Raw genomic sequence first — 20767 nt, 5'->3', positions numbered from 1 at the left:
CCCCCACACCCCACCGGGTGCGGACGACCCACACCAGGATCACTCCGCGGGCTCCGCTCACGACCCCGAGCAGAACGATGCTCCTGACCGACCCGGTCACTCCGCAGGCTCCGCTCCTGACCCGCTCGAGCACCCCGCAGGCTCCGCTCCTGACCCACTCGAGCACCCCGGTCTGGCCAACTACCCGGCCGCAACTCCTGTGACCGCCCATGTTCCGAGCCGCCGCGAGCCGTTGCCGCCGTTGCACCCGCCGCGTACCGAGCAGATCACTGCGGCACGCGGCAAGGCCGGCGCACGCAAGCCGCCGCCGATGCCCAAGAAGCTGACCGTCACCCGCGTCGCCGCCATGCGTGGACGCGAGCTGACCGGCAAGGGAATCGCATCGTTTCAGCGAGCCGCGAAGGCCGACGGTGCCGACAAGTCCGGTTTGACGGCACTCACGTACGCGACCATGGCGAACTTCGCATCGGATGCCGCGCTGGCGATCGCATTGGCCAACACGCTCTTCTTCTCCGCCGCCACCGGTGAGGACAAGACCAAGGTCGCGCTGTATCTCGTCATCACCATCGCGCCGTTCGCATTGATCGCGCCGCTCATCGGTCCACTGCTGGACCGATTGCAGCAGGGCCGCCGCATCGCGCTCGCCACGTCCTTCGGGTTGCGCACCGTGTTGGCGGTGGTGCTGGTGTTCAACTTCGACAGCTGGGTGTTGTATCCGGCCGCGCTCGGCATGCTCGTCCTGAGCAAGTCTTTTGCGGTGCTCAAGAGCGCGGTGACTCCACGGGTACTGCCGCCGGAGATCGACCTGGTCCGCGTCAACTCACGTCTGACGGTGTTCGGTCTGCTCGGCGGCACCATCGCGGCCGGGGCGGTCGCCGGCGGCATCGCGTTCGCCGCGGGTTCGCCGGGAGCCCTGTGGTTCGTCGCCGCGATCACCGTGCTCGGTGCCTACCTGAGCATGCGCATTCCGTCCTGGGTGGAGATCACCGAGGGTGAAGTGCCCGCAACCTTGAGTTACCACGCCGATCAGCACGGTGATCGCGATTACGCGGGAAGCGGGGCTCCCACCGAGAACCTCCGCCGCACGCCCCCTTCGCCCCCGGCGTCGAGCAGCGCCAAGAACCGCAGACAGCCCCTGGGCCGGGCGGTCATCGTCGGGCTCTGGGGCAACGGCACCATCCGGATTCTCACCGGCTTCCTGACGCTCTACATCGCGTTCGTCGCCAAATCCCGTACCGAACACGAGCCGCTTCAGCAGGCCGCGATGCTCGGTCTCGTCGGAGCCGCCGCCGGTCTCGGCAACTTCTCCGGCAACGCGCTCGGAGCCAGGATCAAGCTCGGCCGGCCGTCCCTTGTGGTTCTTCGCTGCACCCTCGCAGTCACGGTCGTGGCCGTCGTCGCCGCGGTCACCGACAGCCTGCTCACCGCAGCGGTGGCAGCGCTCGTCGCGTCGAGCGCCAGTGCACTCGCCAAGGTCTCCCTCGACGCGTCCCTGCAGGCCGATCTGCCGCCGGAATCGATCGCGTCGGGATTCGGCCGATCGGAAACCGTCATGCAACTGTGCTGGGTCCTGGGCGGCACGCTCGGCGTGCTGCTCCCCACCGAGTACTGGCTCGGTTTCACCGTGGTCTCGGTGTTGCTTACGATCGGGCTCGTGCAGACATTCCTCACCTACCGCGGCAGATCACTTCTGCCCGGCTTCGGCGGCAACCGCCCCGACCACGTCGAACAAGAAGTGTCCGACGGTTCCTTCGGCGAAAACGTGACCAAGTGAATCTCGCTCCCCGCACCAAGAAGATCGCGGCCCTGATCGCCGCAGGTCTGCTCGTCGTCGCCGTTGCGTTCGTCGCGGTACTCGCGCTGCTGATCGGGAACGCGCCGGACAAGGAACCGACCGTCTCCGCCTACGCCAACGGCCGAGCCGTCGACGTGGAGCCGTACCTGTACTGCGCCGTCAGCGACCCGCTGTGCACCAACGTCGGAGAAACCACCGAGATCCAGGTCGGCAAGGCCCCGACGGTGCAGCTCTCGCTTCCCGAGGCCGTCTACTCGGCACCGTGGGTGCTCGCCCTGGTCTACGGCGACGACAGCGGAAACGTCGTGGAGGACAGCGCGTTCAACGAACCGGGAACCAGGCTCAGCGTCACGGTGCCCACCACGGACGACAGCGGCCGAACCCTGCTCGGGATCGAAGTGCGTCTGCCCACCGGCATCATCGACACCGACACCAATCAGGAGGGCTTCGTCAGCCACGCCATCTGGTCGATCGGCACGCTGCCGTAGGTCGTTCCCGAGATCAGCTGTCGAGCTCGCGGGCGACGGCCCGGACCACCTCGGAGATGCGCTGCGCGATCTTGCGGTCCGGGTACTTGCCCTTGCGGAGCTCGGGCTGCACCGTCGCTTCGAGCAGCGTGATCATGTCCTCGACCATGCCGTGCAGCTCGTCGGGAGTGTGCTTGCGCTCGACGGGTTCGCGGCGGGTGCTGCCGGAGTTCTGACGCACCGACGGCGCCGGCTCGAGCACCTTCAGGCTCAGGGCCTGCGGTCCGCGACGGCCTGCAGCCATCCCGAACTCGACTCGCTGACCGGCTTTGAGGCCCTCGACGCCCTCGGGCAGCGCCGAGGAACGCACGTAAACGTCCTCGCCTTCCTCCTGCGAGAGGAATCCGAATCCCTTGTCGACGTCGTACCACTTCACCTTGCCGGTCGGCACTGAGCTCACCCGTTCATCTGTTGCTGTGACAGTTGCGTTGTCCGTGGGACCGATGTTCGGCCCGCACAAGTTTCGCGCCCCACGAGGACGTAGGACGCGAATAAACCAGTCTAGCGCGGTGAGCCCGGATAGAGCATTCGAGTTGTTCACCGCACTGCGCTCTTCACAGCGTCGCGATTCGCACTACCGTGGTCGATGTGGACACAACGACCCGTAAGAGCAGCACCGCTCTGCTGCGCATCGCGCTGGCTTTGTTCGCGATCGGCCTCGTCGCCATCGTCGCGATCCTGATGTTTCCGATCTTCTCCGACGCGAAGCCCCCACTCGGGCTCTACCTGACGGCCATGTTCTCCGCGCCGACCGGCTTCGTGCTGGCGCTGGGGTACGCGCTGGCATCCGGACGACGGGCGCGTTGACCATGCGGTTGATACTGAACGTCATCTGGCTGGTCTTCGGCGGCCTGTGGTTGGCACTGGGCTACTTCCTCGCCGGGCTGCTGCTGTGCATCCTGATCGTGACCATTCCGTTCGGCATCGCGTCGTTCCGCATCGGCGTCTACGCGCTGTGGCCGTTCGGATCGACGATCGTCGACAAGCCGGGGTCCGGATCCGGTGCGCTCGTCGGAAACGTGCTGTGGCTGATTCTGGCCGGTTGGTGGCTGGCCCTGACCCACGTGGTCACCGCCGTCGCGATGGCGATCACCATCATCGGCATCCCGTTGGCGATCGCGAACCTGAAGATGATCCCCGTATCCCTGATGCCCCTCGGCAAGGACATCGTTGCCGTTCGGTGACCTCCGGAACCGGTTCCCGTCGATGTGACTTCCATCACATCACGCTCCGGTAACGGACAGGCAACGGACAGGGGTTCAATGCCCGGCACGTCCACTAGCTGGGCCGACTCGAGCGACCCGAAAGAGGTACAAAATGTGCTCTCGGCGACGCCCCGAAATCGACAGTTACCAAATAGTGACGTAAGGCGGGAATTTCAGTACGGTCAGCAGCGGCCGGAAAGTTCGGCCGAATTCCGGCCCGCAGCGCCAAACCTCGTCCCGCGGGAACCGGAACACCCTTGACGATCACCCAGGGGACGAGGACGGGGGACCCACGTCCTCCACGGACAACCGGGAAGTTGTAGCGACTCACGAAGCCGCACCGACTTCCCTTGGGGTGAAGCCCAATTGCCCACTCGCAGGAGTGTGTGAGACGGCCGGGCTACCTCTCAGCCCGAACCCGACAGCTGACCTCGCAGGCGCGTGTGGAGAGGATTTCAACTCGTATGAGCGGACGTCATCGCAAGCCGAGCACCACTGGCAAGACCGTCGCAAAGGTCGCAGTCACCGGAGCCATCATGGGCACCGCGAGCATCGCCTTCACCGGCACCGCGAACGCGGCACCGGATTCCGACTGGGACCGCCTGGCACAGTGTGAAGCCGGCGGCAACTGGGGCATCAACACCGGCAACGGCTACCAGGGTGGGTTGCAGTTCTCCCCCAGCACCTGGAACGCGCACGGCGGCCAGCAGTACGCGGCCACGGCCAACCAGGCCAGCCGTGAAGAGCAGATCGCAGTCGCAGAGAAGGTCCTCGACTCGCAGGGCTGGGGCGCATGGCCGTCCTGCTCCTCGAGCCTCGGCCTGAACAGCGCGCCCACCGAGCGCAGTGTTCCGGTCACCCCCAAGGCACCGGAAGTTCCCGCGTTGCCCGACCTGACGTCCATCCCGGCAGTCGACAACTCGGCCGAGGTCGTCGAGGGCATCGTCACCGCCGTCCAGAACCTCACCAACGATCCGCAGATCGCCTCGTTCGTGCAGAACGCGGCTCAGGGCATCCAGCTCGATCCTCAGATCGTGAACTTCTACCAGGCCAACAAGGCATTCCTGCCCCAGTAAGCGCCCGGAGACGGTTCAGCTCGTACGAAAGAAGCCCCCGACGGATTGTCGGGGGCTTCTTCGTGCTCGAGGGCCGCGGCTAGCGATTGACCACGGTCACCGGATGGGCGTAGGGAAGGTCTTCGACGGGCAGCGGGAACTCGGTGTCCTCGCCGAAGGGCGACAAGCCACCCGAGCGAGCGGACGAGAGTTCGGTCACCGCGTGGTCACCGCGAGCGGTTTCCGGCCAGCCTGGATCGACATAGGGCTTCTTCGACTTGTTCACCATGCGCCTATTTTGACACCTGCCCTGCGGCAAGCACCAGCCCAGGTCTCTAATCTGATAGACGATGACCGACACGACTGCGCACCGACACACCGATACGCCCCCGGATCTGCCTCGATGGATCGCAGCTCGCAGCGACGCCGAGCTGATCAGGGCCATGTCGCTGCGTCCGGATCTGACCGCGCCGCCGCCCGCATCCCTTGCCGTACTGGCCGGACGGGCCGAGCAGCGCCGATCGATCCTGCACACCGCGGACACCCTCGACACCCTCGCTCTGACGGTCCTCGAGATCCTCGCCATCGAAGAGGCATACGAGCGACCCGTCACCCGCGCCGCGCTGCTGGCCGTGGTCGCCAAACGCGCACCGGCCAAGAGCGTGGACAAGGCACTGTCCCAGCTGCGCGAACGCCTGCTGGTGTGGGGCGACGCAGCAGGCTTCCGCATCAGCGCCGCAGCGGCGGACGCGGTGCCGTGGCGCATCGGTCGCGCACTCGACCCGGTGGACAACCTCACCGAGGCCCACATCACCGCGGCGCTGGCAGAACTCGGCGACGGCGAACGCGGCCTTCTCGACACCCTCGCCAGATCGTCCCCCACCGGCCGCACCCGCGACGCCGCACCGGGCACGCCGCCGGACCGACCCGTCCAGAAGCTGCTCGCCGCCGGTCTGCTGATCTGGTTGGACGAACAAACCGTCGAGCTGCCCGTCCAAGTGGGCCAGATCCTGCGCGGCGAACCGATGTCGGACCCGCGCTCGCTCGCCGAACCCAAACTCGATACCAACACGTATTCGCTCGCCGACGTCGACGCCGCTGCCGCAGGAGAGGCGCTGGAGCTGGGTCGGCACTGCGTCGCGGTGATCGAGGCACTGTCCGCTTCGCCTGCACCCGCTCTGAAGGCCGGCGGACTGGGAGTACGCGAGCTCCGCAAGATCACCAAGGCCACCGGCCTCGACGACGATCGAGTGAGCGTTCTCGTCGAGTTGCTGGCCGCCGCTCACCTCATCTCGAGCGGAACACCGGACCCGGTTCCTGCGTCCGACAACGGCGACGACTACTGGGCCCCGACACCGGCGGTCGAGGCCTGGCTCACCGCCGCCCCGGCAGCGCGCTGGCACACCCTGGCCTCGGCCTGGCTCGAAGTGCCGCGGGCACCCTGGGTCATCGGAATGCGTGACCCCAACGACAAACCCATCGCCGCCCTGTCCGAGGAAGTCCGCTCTCCGGCCGCACCGCGGGATCGACGCATGATCCTGGAGTTGCTCGCAGAACTCGGCAGCGGACACGCAGCGCAGCCCGCCGACCTCGCCCGCACCCTGGCCTGGCGTCGACCCCGGTGGTCCGGACGCTTCGGCGTCACACCCGTCGGACATGTTCTCGCCGAAGCCACCGCTCTCGGCATCGTCGCCCGCGGGGCGATCTCGACCCCGGGCCGCTCCCTGCTGCACGACGGCAATGCCGAGGCAGACATGCGCGCTGCCCTGCCCGAGCCCATCGACTACGTCCTGGTGCAAGCCGACCTCACGTTGGTGGCACCCGGCCCGCTCGAGCCGGAACTGCAGGATCGAATCGAACTGGTCGCCGACGTGGAATCCGCGGGCGCGGCCACGATGTACCGGATCAGCGACACCAGCCTGCGCCGCGCTCTCGATGTGGGACTGACCGCCTCCGAGCTGCACACGTTGTTCGCCACCCACTCGAGAACGCCGGTTCCGCAGGCCCTGACCTACCTGATCGACGACGTGGCTCGACGGCACGGCCGCCTACGCGCAGGCGTCGCGGCGTCGTTCGTCAGGTGCGAGGACCCGGCACTGCTGGCCGAGGTGATGGCGTCCCCGGCAGCCGAATCGCTGGCCCTGCGAGCGCTGGCTCCGACCGTCGCGATCTCACAGGCCCCGCTCGCCGAAGTACTGACGGTGCTGAGCGGAGCAGGATTCGCGCCTGCGGGCGAGGACTCGTCCGGCACCATCGTCGATCTGCGTGCCCGCGGGTCGAGGGTGTCGGCGCGGCGGCCACGCCAGGCGTTCCGCACTCCGGCCGTCCCCACCGAGGAACAGCTGGGTTCGTTGGTACGCGGGATGCGCGCTGCCGACAGAGCGGCAGGCAACGGCGGCGCCGTGGTGCGCGCCGACGGGTCTCGGGCCAGCAGCACCGCGACGATGACGCTGCTGCAGACCGCGGCGAAGGTCAAACGGAGCGTGAGCATCGGCTACGTCGACGCCCAGGGCGTGGCAACCCATCGCATCGTCGATCCGATCAGCATCGGCGGTGGCCAACTCGACGCGTTCGACCCCGCCACCGGTGGGGTTCGGCGCTTCACCCTGCATCGGATCACCTCGGTCGCATTGGTCGAGTAGACCGGGCTCACGTGCACGCACGCCCCTACCTGTGGACAATGGAGAAGTTGCGCTCTTTCGGGCGCAGCAGATGTCTCTAGGAGGAACCGTGACCGACGGCCCGCTGATCGTCCAGTCCGACAAAACGCTGTTGCTCGAGGTCGATCACGAACTCGCGGGTGCAGCGCGGGCGGCCATCGCACCGTTCGCGGAGCTCGAACGTGCCCCCGAGCACGTGCACACCTATCGCATCACCCCGCTGGCACTGTGGAACGCCCGTGCCGCGGGCCACGACGCCGAACAGGTGGTCGACGCGCTGGTGAATTTCTCGCGTTACGCGGTGCCGCAGCCGTTGCTGGTCGACATCGTCGACACGATGGCGCGCTACGGCCGGTTGCAGTTGGTCAAGAGCCCGGTGCACGGCCTGGTGCTGATCAGCCTGGACCGCGCGGTGCTCACAGAGGTGATGCGCCACAAGAAGATTGCGCCCATGCTGGGCGCGATGGTCGACGAGGACACGGTGATCGTGCATCCGAGCGAGCGCGGCCACGTGAAGCAGATGTTGCTCAAGATCGGCTGGCCTGCCGAGGACCTCGCCGGCTACGTCGACGGCGAAGCTCACCCCATCGAGCTCGACACCGAGGGCGGCAACTGGACACTGCGCGACTACCAGGAGATGGCGGCCGATTCGTTCTGGGCCGGCGGCTCGGGAGTCGTCGTACTGCCCTGTGGCGCAGGCAAGACGATGGTAGGCGCGGCCGCTATGGCCAGAGCCAAGGCCACCACGCTGATTCTGGTCACCAACACCGTCGCCGGTCGCCAGTGGAAGCGCGAACTCATTGCACGCACCTCGCTCACCGAGGAGGAGATCGGCGAGTATTCGGGCGAGCGCAAAGAGATTCGCCCTGTGACAATCGCCACGTACCAGGTGATCACGCGTCGTACCAAGGGTGAGTACAAGCACCTCGAGCTCTTCGATTCCCGCGACTGGGGATTGGTGATCTACGACGAGGTGCATCTGCTCCCCGCGCCGGTGTTCCGCATGACAGCCGATCTGCAGTCGCGTCGACGCCTCGGCCTCACCGCGACGCTCGTCCGCGAGGACGGCCGCGAGGGCGACGTCTTCTCGCTGATCGGGCCCAAGCGCTACGACGCACCGTGGAAGGACATCGAGGCACAGGGCTGGATCGCGCCGGCCGAGTGCATCGAGGTTCGCGTCACCCTCACCGATGCCGAGCGCATGTCGTACGCCGTGGCCGAGCCCGAGGAGCGCTACAAGCTGTGCTCGACGGCGCACACGAAGATCGCCGTCGTGAAATCGATCCTCGCCAAACACCAGGATGCTCCGACGCTGGTCATCGGTGCCTACCTCGACCAGTTGAACGAGCTCGGTGAAGCGCTGAACGCGCCGGTCATTCAGGGCTCGACCAAGAACAAGGAACGTGAAGTGCTGTTCGACGCGTTCCGCAAGGGCGAGATCCAGACGCTCGTGGTGAGCAAGGTGGCGAACTTCTCGATCGACCTTCCGGAAGCCTCTGTGGCAGTCCAGGTTTCGGGAACGTTCGGCTCCAGGCAGGAAGAGGCTCAGCGCCTGGGCCGACTGCTCCGGCCGAAGCACGACGGTGGTCAGGCCCACTTCTACTCGGTGGTCTCCCGCGACACCCTCGACGCCGAGTACGCAGCCCACCGTCAGCGCTTCCTCGCCGAACAGGGCTACGCGTACCGCATCACCGACGCGGACGATCTGCTCGGTCCGGCGATCTGAGACTTCGGGTCGGCTCGGTGCCGTGCTAGGAATACCTGTGTGCGCAAGTTCGAGTTCCCTGTAGACGTAGCCCACGCGAAGTCGGTCAACGAGACGTTCACCGAGCTTCGCCGGTTGCGGGCCTCCGCAGCGCTCACCGCCGTGTTCCTCATCGCACTGGGAGCGTGGTTCATCTGGATCGCCGCCCCGTGGTCGTACATCCTCGGCGCGGTGTTCCTGATCGGCGCGGCCACCTCGGTCTGGGTGATGCTGTGGGCACCCCGAAAGATGGGTTCCATCGAATCGCAATATGCAGCAGGCGATCTGGTGCCGGCGGTGGTGGCCGAGAAGTTACCGGGTGGAGCGATACTGCTGGCCCTGGTCGACATCGCGAAACCGGAGGTGGACGAGCCGCACTACGTGCTGATCACCCGCGTCGTCCGGGCCCTGCCCGGACACGCCGTCGAGCGGGGCGCACAAGTTCCTGCCGTGTCGGTTCTCGCGGACCGTGGCCGAAACACCGGAGGTCGAGCGTGGCAGTTGGCCTCGGTGATGCCCATCGCCTGGGGAACCACCGATCCGGCGGTCATCGCACGCGCCGCCCGGGAGATCACCGAGGGCGAGTGGGCGTTGCTGCACGCCAACATCGGCCTGTCGGAGAAGGTCCGCACGGCCAAGAACCAGCAGTTGCTCATCGACCCGACGGATCTTCCCGACGACCTGCGCTAGAGCCTGCAGCGACCCACTAGGCCAGTGCAGCGATCACTTCCCGCTCGAAGAGTTCGATACCGGAGCGTTCGTAGGCCGCTTCGGGGAAGTAGAAGATGCCGTACGTCATCCCTTGTTCCTGCAGCGCCGTCAGGTTCTCCACGATCTGCTCAGGGGTTCCCACTGCGGGCATGCCGCGGTACGCGTCGAGTGCGCTGTGGGCCTTGTCCGCACCCACGTACTCGGTCAGACGAGCCTCGAGGGCGCGCAGCTTGTCTTCCACCTCGGCCTCGGTCTCCGCGACGACGACGTTGTAGTTCGCCGAGCGGACGATGGCATCGAAGTCGGTACCCACCGCTGCGCAATGCTCGCGCAGCAGAGCGGATTTGGCGGCGAAACCAGTGGGGGTTCCGTCGAAGTTGGTGTAGTTCGCGTACTTCGCGGCGATCTTCAGAGTCACCTTCTCCCCGCCGCCCGCGATCCACAGCGGGATGCCTCCCTCCTGCAACGGCAGGGGCCGCACCACGGCACCGTCGATCTCGTAGTACTTACCGTCCAGGAATACTTCTCCGGCCGTCCATGCTTGTCTGAAGATCTGCACACCCTCGTCGAGCCTGCCCAATCGCTCTCCGGCAGAGGGGAACCCATAGCCGTAGGCGCGGAACTCGTGCTCGTGCCAGCCGCCTCCGATGCCCATCTCGACGCGACCTCCGGAGATGATGTCGACTGTGGCAGCAACTTTGGCGAGGTATGCCGGGTTGCGGTACGACATCGCGGTGCACATCTGGCCGAGCCGGATTCGAGAGGTGGTCGCGGCCAGAGCGGACATCAGCGACCAGGCCTCGTGCGTCGCCTCGTCGGTCGCGGTGGGAACGGTGTGGAAGTGGTCGTAGACCCACAGGGATTCCCACGGACCGGCCTCGGCAGCGAGCGCGTGATCGCGCATCGCACTCCAGTGCTGGGCAGGGTCGATGCCGACGAGATCGAGACGCCACCCCTGTGGCACGAACAATCCGAATCGCATGACAGGCACAGTACAGACGCAGGGCGAAAGACCGGTTCCCGTCTGTGAACTACGCTGCAGGAATGTCCGAGTTGTTCCCCTCGCGCACAGTGGCACGGTTGCGCCCGTTCGCGTCGACGATCTTCGCCGAGATGACCGCACTCGCCGTCGAGAAGAAGGCCGTCAACCTCGGGCAGGGCTTCCCCGACACCGACGGCCCACCAGCCATGCTCGAGACCGCGCGTGAGGCCATCGCGAGCGGCCTCAACCAGTACTCCCCCGGCCCTGGCATGCCGGTGCTGCGGGCGGCCATCGCCGACGACAGGGCGGCCCGATTCGGTCTGCGCTACGACCCCGATTCGCAGATACTCGTCACCGTCGGTGCCACCGAGGCGATCTCGGCGACACTTCTCGGCCTGATCGAGTCAGGTGACGACGTCCTGCTGATCGAACCGTTCTACGACTCCTACGCGGCCGCCATCGCACTCGCCGGTGCTACTCGAACCGCCGTGCCACTGGTGTCCGACGGCAACGGATGGACCGTCGACACCGACGCCCTCGAACGCGCCATCGGGCCCCGCACGCGCATGCTGATCGTCAATTCCCCGCACAACCCCACCGGCACGGTCTTCGACCGGGACACCATGATCCGCATCGCCGACATCGCGGTCACCCACGATCTGCTGGTCCTCACCGACGAGGTCTACGAGCACCTCACCTTCGACGGCACGGTGCACACACCGATCGCGACACTGCCCGGGATGTTCGAGCGCACCGTCACGGTGTCGAGTGCCGCCAAAACCTTCAACGCCACCGGATGGAAGACCGGCTGGGCGCTGGGGCCTGCCGAATTGATCGACGCCGTCCGCGCGGCCAAACAGTTCATGACCTTCGTCGGCGGCACTCCCTTCCAACCGGCCGTCGCCTACGCGCTCGAGCACGAACAGGCGTGGATAGCGCAGATGCGCGACGGCCTGCAACGCAAACGAGACACGCTCTCGGCCGCTCTCGCAGCGACAGGTGCCGATGTGAAGTACAGCGCGGGAACGTATTTCGTCTGTGCCGACATCGCACCGATCGGACGCGGTGACGCCTACGAGTTCTGCCGTTCCCTGCCGGATCTGGTGGGCGTCGCGGCGGTTCCGGTCACGGCGTTCGTCGACGAGCCGGCTCCATGGAAGTCGTTGGTGCGCTTCGCTTTCTGCAAGCAGGACGAGGTTCTCGCCGACGCGGCCGAAAGGCTACGGAAGTTGTGACTGCGCAACCGACGATCCCGGCCTACTTCGTCAGGCAGGCCGTCGACCTCGCGACGAGGAGCGGGGTCGACATGACCTACCCGCTGTCGATGGCCGGTATCGGATCCACCATCCTCGACAATCCTGCCGAGCGTCTGACCACCCGGCAGGTCACCGCATTCACCCAGGCGGTCTGGACGATGACCGGCGACGAACTGTTCGGTCTCGCTGCAGTACCGGTGCGGCGCGGGAGCTTTCGCGTGGTGTGCCAGACCCTCATACACACCGAGAACCTGCAGGCTGCACTGATTCGGATGTCCGAGACCATGCGGGTACTGATACCGGTACGCCCCATGACGATCGATCGAACCGAAGAATCCACGGTCCTGACGGTGCACGTCACTCCCACCACCCACCTGAGCCCGGAAGGCAACGAACTCGCCGAGCGACTGCTGACCGACTTCCTGCTGATTCTGCTGCACCGATTCGCGGCGTGGCTCATCGGCAACCGGGTCAAGCTTCTGTCGGTGCAACTGCCCTACGCGCTACCGGGCCCCGAGGCGGGAAAGATGTACGACGCCATCTTCGGAACCCACGTGGAGTTCGGAACCGAGCTCGCCACACTGGAATTCGACAGCGCGGTGATGCGGGCACCGATCGTGCAGACCGAGGCGACTTTGGCGGAGTACCTCGCGGAGTCGCCCAATCTGCTGTTCTCGTCCCGAGATTACGACAGCACTGCGTCGAGCCAGGTTCGCCGCGCCCTGGAAACCGGATTCAAAGGTGGCGCACCGGGAACCGACGAAATCGCGGCGATGTTGAACATCAGCCCGCCACACCTGCGACGAATCCTTCGGCAGGAGGGCACCTCCATCAACCAACTGCGAGAAGAAGTGCTGCGCGATGCAGCGATTTCCGGTTTGAGCCGCGGAGACAGCGTCGACGACATCTCGACCAGGTTGGGGTTCTCCGAGCCCAGCGCCTTCCGCCGAGCCTTCAAGCGATGGACCGGCCAGACCCCCGGCTCGTACCGTCTCAGCTGACGCAGAACTCGTTGCCCTCGGGATCGATCATGGTGATCCAGACACTGGGTCCCTGATGCCCTCGATGCAGTACCGACGCGCACTGGAAATGGGAACACACGTTCGATACAGTGACGGTCATGTCGCTCGCCATGCAGGGCTCGTTGTTCGGTGACGCCGACGGTGGCGTCGGGTCGCTCGAGTCCGTCACCCGTCGCGAACTCACACGCGGGGCGTGGGTGGACGTTCGGCCGGGTTGGTTGTCCGATACACACCTGTTCGATTCACTGGTGGACTCCGTCGATTGGCGGGCCGAGCGCAGGCAGATGTACGACCGCGTGGTCGATGTCCCGCGCCTGGTTCGGTTCTACGCCGAGCGCGAGCGGTGGCCCGACGCCGCACTCTACGACGCACGCGATGCCCTCGACGAGCACTACCGCGCCGAACTCGGAGAATCGTTCGCCACCGCCGGACTGTGCTATTACCGCGACGGATCCGACAGCGTCGCCTGGCACGGTGACAACATCGGCCGCAGCGCCACCGAGGACACCATGGTTGCGATCGTATCCCTCGGTGCCTCACGGCAACTCATGCTCCGACCGCGCGGCGGTGGAACGTCGTTGAAGTTCACGCTCGGTCACGGCGACCTGGTGGTGATGGGTGGCTCGTGTCAACGAACCTGGGAACATGCCGTACCCAAGTCCACCCGCGCGACCGGCCCACGCATCAGCGTGCAGTTCCGACCGCGCGGGGTCCGCTAGCGCGAGGCCCGGCGCTTCTCCACCGCGGCCGCAAGTGTGTCCAGTTGCGTTGCCGTGGTGGCCCAGTCGAGGCAGGCGTCGGTGATCGACTGCCCGTACACCAGATCGTCACGGTGGCCCAGCTCGAGATCCTGACGCCCCGCGACCAGGAAGCTCTCGAGCATCAGACCTACGATGCCGTGTTCGCCTGCCGCGACCCGCGCTGCCACGTCGGTGACCACGTCGACCTGCTTGTTGTGGTCCTTGCGGCTGTTGCCGTGGCTGGCGTCGATGACGACTCGCTCCGGTAGACCCGACTTGCGCAGGCGTGCAACGGTATCGGCGACCGATTCGGCATCGTAATTCGGCCCGTCGTCGCCGCCGCGGAGAATGACGTGACAGTCCGGGTTTCCGACGGTGCGGATCAGAGCCGCCTGGCCGTCGAGGTCGGTGCCGGGGAAGACGTGGCTCGCGGCGGCAGCACGGGTGCCGTCGACCGCGACCTGGATGTCGCCCTCGGTGGAGTTCTTGATCCCCACCGGCATCGACAACGCACTGCACAGCTGGCGATGCACCTGACTGGCCGCAGTCCGCGCACCGATTGCGCCGTAGCTGACCAGGTCTGCGATGTACTGAGGGGTGATCGGGTCGAGGAACTCGCACCCGACCGGCAGACCGAGCGCGGAAATGTCGAGCAGCAGTTGACGTCCCACGCGCAGGCCGGCATTGATGTCGAAGCTGCCGTCGAGGTGCGGATCGTTGATCAATCCCTTCCACCCGAGCGTCGTCCTCGGCTTCTCGAAGTAGACCCGCATGACGATGTGCAGGCGATCGCCCAGTTCGGCCGCCTTGGCCGCGAGGCGTCGTGCGTAGTCGAGGGCAGCATCGGTGTCGTGCACCGAGCACGGGCCGACGACGACGATCAGTCGATCGTCACGGCCGTCCAGCACGTCGACCACGCCGGCGCGGCCGCTTCTGACGGTGGCAGAGATGGCGTCGTCCACTGCATGGTCGCGGCGCAGCACCGACGGAGCAACCAGCGGACTGATGCTGATGGTCCGCTGATCATCGAGAGGTGGGGTGTCGAGAGAGAGAGTCATGACGGGTCGTTCCTGTTCCCAGGCCGGCTCCTCATGCTCCACACGCACTTCGAGCCGGTCTGTATCCGGCTCGTGGGGTGGAGGGTCAGCGCATGGCGTCGCTGGCTGACCCACCCGGGGCCGGCCTGCTAAACCAGAAATACGTGCGCTGCATGAAAAGCACCGTAGCAGATTCGCCGTCGATGCATCTATGCTCGTCCCTGCAGTCGGTTCGCCAGGTGTCCATGAGGAGCCCCGAAGTTCACCACGGCGTCGAAGCGATGCGCGGCAGTTCCCGCGCATCGTGAGAGGGAACCCGGTGAGAATCCGGGACTGTCCCGCAGCGGTATGCAGGAACGACCGCCGTCACCACAAGCACTGAAGAAGCCTCTTCGGGAAGCGACGGCCAGTAGGAGTGGGCTTCTCGTCCACGCGCCCGCGAGTCCGAATACCTGCCGTCTGTGCTGCGCACGCCGTGCGCAGCGGTTCACCGCCTCGTGGAATGGGCGCGTAACCCTGGTTCGGCTGCTCGTGGGGCTCTCCGGGATGTGCGCGTCCGAGAAGGCGGTGCACCGTCGATGCAGCAGTCACCTGGAGACCAACCGTGAGTATCGAATTCACTGCCACCGTGCTCGGCTCGGCCCGTATCGGACCGAACCGAGAACTGAAGAAAGCCGTCGAAAACTACTGGGCCGGAGGGCTCGACGCCGTCGGACTCGAAGCCGTCGCGCGGACATTGCGCGAGAACACCTGGCGAGAACTCGCTGCCGCCGGGGTCGATTCCGTTCCGGTGAACACCTTTTCGTACTACGACCACATGCTCGACACAGCCGTGCTTCTCGGAGCGCTGCCACCGCGAGTGATGGGACTGGGCACCGACCTGGACCGGTACTTCGCGGCAGCCCGCGGCACCGACACCGTCGCACCGCTCGAGATGACCAAGTGGTTCGACACCAACTACCACTATCTCGTCCCGGAGATCTCCCCCGACACCACCTTCTCCCTGCACTCGGAGAAGGTGGTGGACGATCTGAAGGGGGCTGTGGCACTCGGCATTTCGGCCCGACCGGTGATCATCGGACCGATCACGTTCCTGCTCCTGTCCAAGGCAGTCGGCGGCAGCGCCCCTCTGCTGGACCGCCTCGACGAGATCCTGCCGCTGTATGCGGAGCTGCTGACGACACTCGCCGATGCCGGAGCGGAGTGGGTCCAGATCGACGAACCTGCGCTCGTGGCCGATCGCACCCAGAGCGAGATCGAATCCGCGAAGAAGGCCTACGACTTTCTGAGCGCAGTATCGACCAGGCCGGCCATAGTGCTGGCGTCGTACTTCGGCGACCTCGGCGCTGCGCTGCCCGTGCTCGCATCGACCGGAGTCGAGGGATTCTCGATCGATCTGACGGTGCCGGGCACCGTCGAGCAGATTGCCGTGGTACCTGCGCTGGCGGGCAAGCACATAGTCGCGGGCATCGTCGACGGTCGCAACATCTGGCGGACGGATCTCGACAAGGCACTGGCAACGTTGGCGAGCCTGTTGGGCAGTGCCGGCACGCTTGCGGTGTCGAGTTCGTGCTCGCTGCTGCATGTTCCGTACACCCTCGACGCAGAGACCGACATCGTCGATCCGCTCCGATCCTGGTTGGCGTTCGGTGCCGAGAAAGTCGCCGAGGTGACACTCCTCGCCCGAGCGCTGCGAGACGGGACCGAATCGGTGTCGTCCGAGCTCGAGCAGGCCCGCAATGCGCTCCAGACCCGTCGCACCGACCCGCGCCTGCACGACTCGGCAATCCGAGCACGCATGGAGGCGGGTGTCTCCGTCGACCGCACTCCGGCCGAGGAACGTCGTCGAGCACAGGCCGAGCGGCTGGACCTGCCGTCGTTGCCGACGACCACCATCGGCTCGTATCCGCAGACGACGCAGATACGACGTGCTCGGGCAGAGCTGCGAACGGGCGCGATCGACGATGCCGAATACGCATCCCGGATGCGGTCCGAGATCGCCGATGTCGTTGCACTGCAGGAGAAGATCGGACTCGACGTGCTGGTGCACGGCGAGCCCGAGCGAAACGACATGGTGCAGTATTTCGCCGAACGACTCAGCGGCTTCGCAGCGACGTCGAACGGCTGGGTCCAGTCGTACGGAACTCGATGCGTTCGGCCGCCGATTCTGTACGGCGACGTCTCGCGTCCCGAGCCCATGACCGTGCAGTGGTCGGAGTATGCCCAGTCCCTCACCGACAAGCCGGTCAAAGGCATGCTGACCGGCCCGGTGACGATTCTGGCGTGGTCGTTCGTCCGAGACGACCGACCGTTGGAAGAGTCCGCAGCCCAGATCGCACTGGCGATTCGGGACGAGACGATCGATCTGGAGGCAGCGGGCATACGCATCGTCCAGGTGGACGAACCTGCCCTTCGCGAACTGCTACCGCTGCGTGCGAAAGATACAGCGGCGTACCTGGAATGGGCAGTGCGGTCGTTCAAGATCTCGACCTCCGGTGTCGCCGACGACACACAGATTCACACACATCTGTGCTACTCGGAGTTCGGTGAGATCATCGACGCGATCGTCGCCCTGGACGCGGACGTGACGTCGATCGAGGCGGCCCGCTCACACATGGAGGTACTCGACGATCTGAACTCCGTCGGCTTCGACCTCGGCGTCGGCCCCGGCGTGTACGACATCCACTCACCGCGGGTGCCGAGTGTCGACGAGATCACCGAGTCACTGCAGGCGGCACTGAAAGCGGTTCCAGCCGAACGACTCTGGGTCAATCCCGACTGCGGGCTCAAGACCCGCGGGCCGGCCGAGGTGGAACGGTCACTGACGAACATGGTGCAGGCGGCGGTGGCGCTGCGCTGACACCGGGTGAGCGGAACCTCGACCCCTGCTACGAAGTTCCGCTCACCTGCGTCGCCGGATACAGGCTAGGCTTACCTGCCTACGTCCGACTGTGAAAGAGAACGAAGTGAAACGTCTACTCCTGGCCACCACGATCGTCGCGGTCACCGCACTGACCACCGTTGCCTGCGGCGGCACCGCCGAGCAGACGGCCACTCCCTCCACCAGCGCTGCGTCCGGAACCGACAACGCCACCTCGGACGCTCCCGGCCCCACCGGCATCCCCGACGGCATGGGTTCGGGTGCCGCGGACGGAGTGTTCCCCCGCACGGTCGGCCACTTCGGCGGCTCCACCGAGATCCCCGCCGAACCGAAGAAGATCGTCGTCATCGCCACCGGTCAGCTCGACGCGGCCCTCACTCTGGGCGTCGTACCCACCGGAGTCGCCTACGGAGACGGTGCCGCTCTGGTCCCGGACTACATCAGCTTCTCGTTCCCGCAGTACGCGGACCGGATGGACCGGTTCGTCGACGTCGGCAACCGGCAGGAGGTCGACATCGAGGCCATCGCCGCCATCGAACCGGATCTCATCCTGGCGAACGAGGCCGGCTCCGAGGACATCTACTCGACGCTGTCGACCATCGCGCCGACCGTACTCACCGAGGGCACCGGAGTGAACTGGAAACAGGACTTCCTGCTTCTCGCCGACGCGTTGGGCCGTACCGAGCAGGCACAGAGCTTCGTCGACACCTTCACCTCCGATGCTGCGGCACTGGGAGATTCGTTCGCGAGCGGTGGCGCGCCCACGGTCTCGTTCGTCCGCTTCACCGCCGACCGGGCACGCGTGTTCGGCATCCCGTCGTTCGCGGGCTACATCGCCTGGGACGCCGGACTGGCCCGACCGGAAAGCCAGCAGTTCGACAAGACCTCGCAGGACTTCAGCGAGGAAGAAATCCAACTGGCGAACGCGGACTGGGTGTTCGTCTCCAGCCAGGACGCCGAAGCCGATTCGAGCGCCGCGTCGTACACCACCAACCCGCTGTGGACCGGAATGAGCGCGGCAACCGAGAACCACATCGTCCGAGTCGACGACGACCCGTGGTACCTCAACGCAGGTCCGACGGCGGCAACCATCGTGCTCGACGGTCTGAAGAACGCTCTGCAGAGCTGACCCCGACGTGCGCGGAACCTCGTAGCAGGCTACGAGGTTCCGATCACATCGGACAGGTAGGTTGCGCACAACTCAACCGTGCACTACTGTTCTTGGAGTGACCAACGAACTCGCACTCGACCGTCAGGTGTGCTTCGCGTTGTATTCCGCTTCGCGGGCTACCACCGCGGTGTACCGCCCGATGCTCGACGAACTCGGAGTCACGTACCCGCAGTACCTCGTACTGCTGGTGCTGTGGGAGAAGGACGGGCGCGGCGTCAAGGACATCTGCGCCGAACTCGATCTCGACACCGGCACTCTGTCGCCGATGCTCAAGCGGCTCGAAGGTCTCGGATTCATCGAGCGCCGACGCCTGAGCACCGACGAACGTCGCGTCGAGATCCACCTGACCGAGACCGGAAGTGCCATGCGCACGAAGGCACTCGACATTCCACGCAAGCTCGCCGAGAAGACCGGCATGAACGTCGACGATCTCGTCAAACTCAAGGAGTCGCTCGACGCATTGACGAGCGCTCTGCATCACACCGATTCCGGCAAGACAGAAGGAGCATCATGAAGACGATCTACACCGCCGAGGCACTGGCCACCGGTGAAGGCCGAAACGGCCACGCCCGCACGTCCGACGGACGGCTCGATCTCGATCTCGCCATCCCCGAGGCCATGGGCGGCAGCGGCAACGGCACCAACCCCGAGCAGCTCTTCGCCGCCGGCTACGCCGCATGCTTCCACTCCGCACTGCAGATGGTGGCACGTCAGGACAAGGCCGACGTCACCGATTCGGCCGTCGGCGCTCGTGTCGACATCGGCCCCAACGACGCAGGCGGCTTCCAGCTCGCCGTCACCCTCGAAGTGACGCTGCCGAACCTGAGCCGCGAGAACGCACAGGCATTGGCCGACAAGGCCCACCAGGTGTGCCCGTACTCCAACGCCACCCGCGGCAACATCGACGTCACCGTCACGGTCACCGAAGACGAGTAGGGAGACACCATGAAAGCACACGAAATTCACCTCGCGTCCCGCCCACAAGGCTGGCCGACGGAGGACAACTTTCGCGCGGAGGCCGTAGACCTTCCCGAACTCGCCGACGGGCAGATCCTCGTCCGCAACATCGTGATGTCGGTCGATCCGTACATGCGCGGCCGGATGAACGACGTCAAGTCCTACGTCCCGCCGTTCCAGCTCGACGCTCCGCTCGACGGCGGCGCTGTCGGCGAGGTCGTCGAGTCCAAGGCCGAGGGCTTCGCTGTCGGCGACGCCGTTCTGCACGGCAAGGGCTGGCGCGATCTCGCCGTCGTCCCGGCGAAGGGCGCAAGCAAGGTCGACCTCGGCGCCGCGAAGGCCTCGGCATACCTCAGCGCACTCGGAATGACCGGCACGACGGCGTACGCAGGCCTGACCGAGGTCGCGTCGTTCAAGGAAGGCGACGTCGTGTTCGTGTCCGGCGCAGCCGGTGCCGTCGGATCGCTCGTCGGCCAGATCGCCAAGGCGCTCGGCGCATCTCGGGTCATCGGCAGTGCGGGCTCCCCCGCCAAGGTGGCTCGCTTGCTCGAGCTCGGTTTCGACGCGGCATTCGACTACCACGACGGCCCGGTCGCCGAGCAGCTCCGCAAGGCGGCACCGGACGGCATCGATGTGTACTTCGACAACGTCGGCGGCGAGCATCTCGAAGCTGCCATCGGTTCGATGAACAAGTACGGCCGAATTGCCATGTGCGGAGCCATCGCTCAGTACAACTCCACCGAGCCGACGCCCGCGCCGCGCAATCTCGCGCTGGCCATCGGCAAGGAACTGACGCTCAAGGGTTTCATCGTCGGCTCCTACGCGCACCTCACGGAGGAATTCCGCACGAAGATGACCCAGTGGTTGGACAGTGGCGCAATCGAATTCGACGAGACAGTCGTCGACGGTCTGGAGAACGCTCCCTCTGCGTTCATCGGACTGATGAAGGGTGAGAACACCGGCAAGATGGTCGTCACCATCTGAGTCGGACCCGAAAGGTTCTACCGCAGTCCACACCCCGGTC

The 20767-nt window shown here is 65.9% G+C and carries 20 protein-coding genes, 1 pseudogene and 2 riboswitches; of the genes and pseudogenes, 16 read left to right on the top strand and 5 right to left on the bottom strand.

Features of this window, described 5'->3' with window-relative positions:
* The first annotated feature begins 172 nt into the window (after window positions 1-172).
* Together QM615_RS18620 and QM615_RS18615 are read left to right on the top strand one after the other, a co-directional pair.
* Window positions 173-1774 (top strand): MFS transporter, encoded by a 1602-nt coding sequence (locus tag QM615_RS18620; RefSeq protein ID WP_410482224.1) that lies wholly within the window; start codon window positions 173-175, stop codon window positions 1772-1774.
* On the top strand, window positions 1771-2283 hold the full coding sequence (locus QM615_RS18615) for a DUF2771 domain-containing protein (protein WP_269594815.1): 513 nt from the start codon (window positions 1771-1773) through the stop codon (window positions 2281-2283). The genes QM615_RS18620 and QM615_RS18615 overlap by 4 nt, the downstream gene beginning before the upstream one ends.
* A gap of 13 nt (window positions 2284-2296) precedes the next feature.
* Here the strand turns inward: QM615_RS18615 and QM615_RS18610 are convergent, their stop codons facing one another.
* Window positions 2297-2713 (bottom strand): cold-shock protein, encoded by a 417-nt coding sequence (locus QM615_RS18610; RefSeq protein WP_269594863.1) that lies wholly within the window; start codon window positions 2711-2713, stop codon window positions 2297-2299.
* Window positions 2714-2910: 197 nt separating this feature from the next.
* On the opposite strand from QM615_RS18610, the gene QM615_RS18605 reads away from it, so the two are divergent.
* From QM615_RS18605 to QM615_RS18595, 3 genes are all read left to right on the top strand, one after another.
* Window positions 2911-3129, top strand: coding sequence for a hypothetical protein (locus QM615_RS18605; RefSeq protein WP_082898830.1), 219 nt, complete (start codon window positions 2911-2913; stop codon window positions 3127-3129).
* A gap of 2 nt (window positions 3130-3131) precedes the next feature.
* Window positions 3132-3506 (top strand): YccF domain-containing protein, encoded by a 375-nt coding sequence (locus tag QM615_RS18600; RefSeq protein ID WP_037187421.1) that lies wholly within the window; start codon window positions 3132-3134, stop codon window positions 3504-3506.
* 276 nt (window positions 3507-3782) lie between these two features.
* Window positions 3783-3983: riboswitch (cyclic di-AMP (ydaO/yuaA leader) on the top strand.
* Between the two features lie 8 nt (window positions 3984-3991).
* Window positions 3992-4603, top strand: a complete 612-nt coding sequence (locus QM615_RS18595) for a resuscitation-promoting factor Rpf1 domain-containing protein (protein WP_149405030.1) — start codon at window positions 3992-3994, stop codon at window positions 4601-4603.
* A gap of 79 nt (window positions 4604-4682) precedes the next feature.
* On the opposite strand, the gene QM615_RS18590 is transcribed toward QM615_RS18595, so the two are convergent.
* The gene (locus QM615_RS18590) at window positions 4683-4871 is read right to left on the bottom strand and encodes a hypothetical protein (RefSeq protein ID WP_008719333.1); all 189 of its coding nucleotides are present in this window, start codon (window positions 4869-4871) and stop codon (window positions 4683-4685) included.
* 61 nt (window positions 4872-4932) lie between these two features.
* On the opposite strand from QM615_RS18590, the gene QM615_RS18585 reads away from it, so the two are divergent.
* The 3 genes from QM615_RS18585 to QM615_RS18575 all read left to right on the top strand — a co-directional run bounded on the left by QM615_RS18585 (window position 4933) and on the right by QM615_RS18575 (window position 9676).
* Window positions 4933-7224, top strand: coding sequence for a helicase-associated domain-containing protein (locus QM615_RS18585; protein WP_269594814.1), 2292 nt, complete (start codon window positions 4933-4935; stop codon window positions 7222-7224).
* Window positions 7225-7312: 88 nt separating this feature from the next.
* Window positions 7313-8968 carry a DNA repair helicase XPB gene (locus QM615_RS18580; protein ID WP_094639782.1) on the top strand — a complete coding sequence of 552 codons (1656 nt, stop codon included), beginning with the start codon at window positions 7313-7315 and terminating at the stop codon, window positions 8966-8968.
* Window positions 8969-9007: 39 nt separating this feature from the next.
* Complete coding sequence (locus QM615_RS18575) at window positions 9008-9676, top strand: DUF3239 domain-containing protein (protein WP_269594813.1); 669 nt, start codon at window positions 9008-9010, stop codon at window positions 9674-9676.
* Between the two features lie 16 nt (window positions 9677-9692).
* Here the strand turns inward: QM615_RS18575 and QM615_RS18570 are convergent, their stop codons facing one another.
* Window positions 9693-10679, bottom strand: a complete 987-nt coding sequence (locus QM615_RS18570) for an LLM class F420-dependent oxidoreductase (protein ID WP_269594812.1) — start codon at window positions 10677-10679, stop codon at window positions 9693-9695.
* Window positions 10680-10741: 62 nt separating this feature from the next.
* Between QM615_RS18570 and QM615_RS18565 the strand changes: the two genes are divergently transcribed.
* Both QM615_RS18565 and QM615_RS18560 read left to right on the top strand, forming a co-directional pair.
* Window positions 10742-11914, top strand: coding sequence for a pyridoxal phosphate-dependent aminotransferase (locus QM615_RS18565; protein ID WP_269594811.1), 1173 nt, complete (start codon window positions 10742-10744; stop codon window positions 11912-11914).
* Complete coding sequence (locus QM615_RS18560) at window positions 11911-12936, top strand: AraC family transcriptional regulator (RefSeq protein ID WP_283347728.1); 1026 nt, start codon at window positions 11911-11913, stop codon at window positions 12934-12936. The genes QM615_RS18565 and QM615_RS18560 overlap by 4 nt, the downstream gene beginning before the upstream one ends.
* On the opposite strand, the pseudogene QM615_RS18555 reads toward QM615_RS18560, so the two are convergent.
* Window positions 12929-13015: pseudogene (locus QM615_RS18555) on the bottom strand (VOC family protein); the annotation flags it as partial. The gene QM615_RS18560 and the pseudogene QM615_RS18555 sit on opposite strands and share 8 nt — an antisense overlap.
* A gap of 40 nt (window positions 13016-13055) precedes the next feature.
* Between QM615_RS18555 and QM615_RS18550 the strand changes: the two are divergent.
* Entirely contained in the window at window positions 13056-13676 is a 621-nt protein-coding gene (locus tag QM615_RS18550) for an alpha-ketoglutarate-dependent dioxygenase AlkB (RefSeq protein ID WP_269594810.1), read from the top strand.
* Here QM615_RS18550 and QM615_RS18545 read toward each other — a convergent pair.
* Window positions 13673-14755: a 3-deoxy-7-phosphoheptulonate synthase gene (locus tag QM615_RS18545; RefSeq protein ID WP_149405023.1), complete on the bottom strand. Its 1083-nt coding sequence runs from the start codon at window positions 14753-14755 to the stop codon at window positions 13673-13675. The genes QM615_RS18550 and QM615_RS18545 overlap by 4 nt on opposite strands.
* Window positions 14756-14994: 239 nt before the next feature.
* A riboswitch (cobalamin riboswitch) is annotated at window positions 14995-15208 on the top strand.
* 130 nt (window positions 15209-15338) lie between these two features.
* Here QM615_RS18545 and metE point away from each other — a divergent pair.
* The 5 genes from metE (at window position 15339) to QM615_RS18520 (ending at window position 20727) form a co-directional block, all read left to right on the top strand.
* Window positions 15339-17594: a 5-methyltetrahydropteroyltriglutamate--homocysteine S-methyltransferase gene (metE, locus tag QM615_RS18540; protein WP_269594809.1), complete on the top strand. Its 2256-nt coding sequence runs from the start codon at window positions 15339-15341 to the stop codon at window positions 17592-17594.
* A 106-nt stretch (window positions 17595-17700) separates the two neighbouring features.
* A complete protein-coding gene (locus QM615_RS18535) occupies window positions 17701-18744 on the top strand; it encodes an ABC transporter substrate-binding protein (RefSeq protein ID WP_283347727.1) in 1044 nt (347 codons plus the stop codon).
* A gap of 97 nt (window positions 18745-18841) precedes the next feature.
* Entirely contained in the window at window positions 18842-19300 is a 459-nt protein-coding gene (locus QM615_RS18530) for a MarR family winged helix-turn-helix transcriptional regulator (RefSeq protein WP_283347726.1), read from the top strand.
* Window positions 19297-19722, top strand: coding sequence for an organic hydroperoxide resistance protein (locus QM615_RS18525; protein WP_027495882.1), 426 nt, complete (start codon window positions 19297-19299; stop codon window positions 19720-19722). Before QM615_RS18530 ends, QM615_RS18525 begins: the two co-directional genes overlap by 4 nt.
* A 9-nt stretch (window positions 19723-19731) precedes the next feature.
* Window positions 19732-20727, top strand: coding sequence for an NADP-dependent oxidoreductase (locus tag QM615_RS18520; protein WP_269594806.1), 996 nt, complete (start codon window positions 19732-19734; stop codon window positions 20725-20727).
* The last annotated feature ends 40 nt before the right edge of the window (window positions 20728-20767 follow it).

It is taken from the genome of Rhodococcus sp. IEGM 1341 (assembly GCF_030056895.1).
Taxonomy (GTDB): Bacteria; Actinomycetota; Actinomycetes; order Mycobacteriales; family Mycobacteriaceae; genus Rhodococcoides.
The sequence above is the reverse complement of the archived record's forward strand: the minus strand, read 5'-3'. Positions and strand labels throughout refer to the sequence as shown.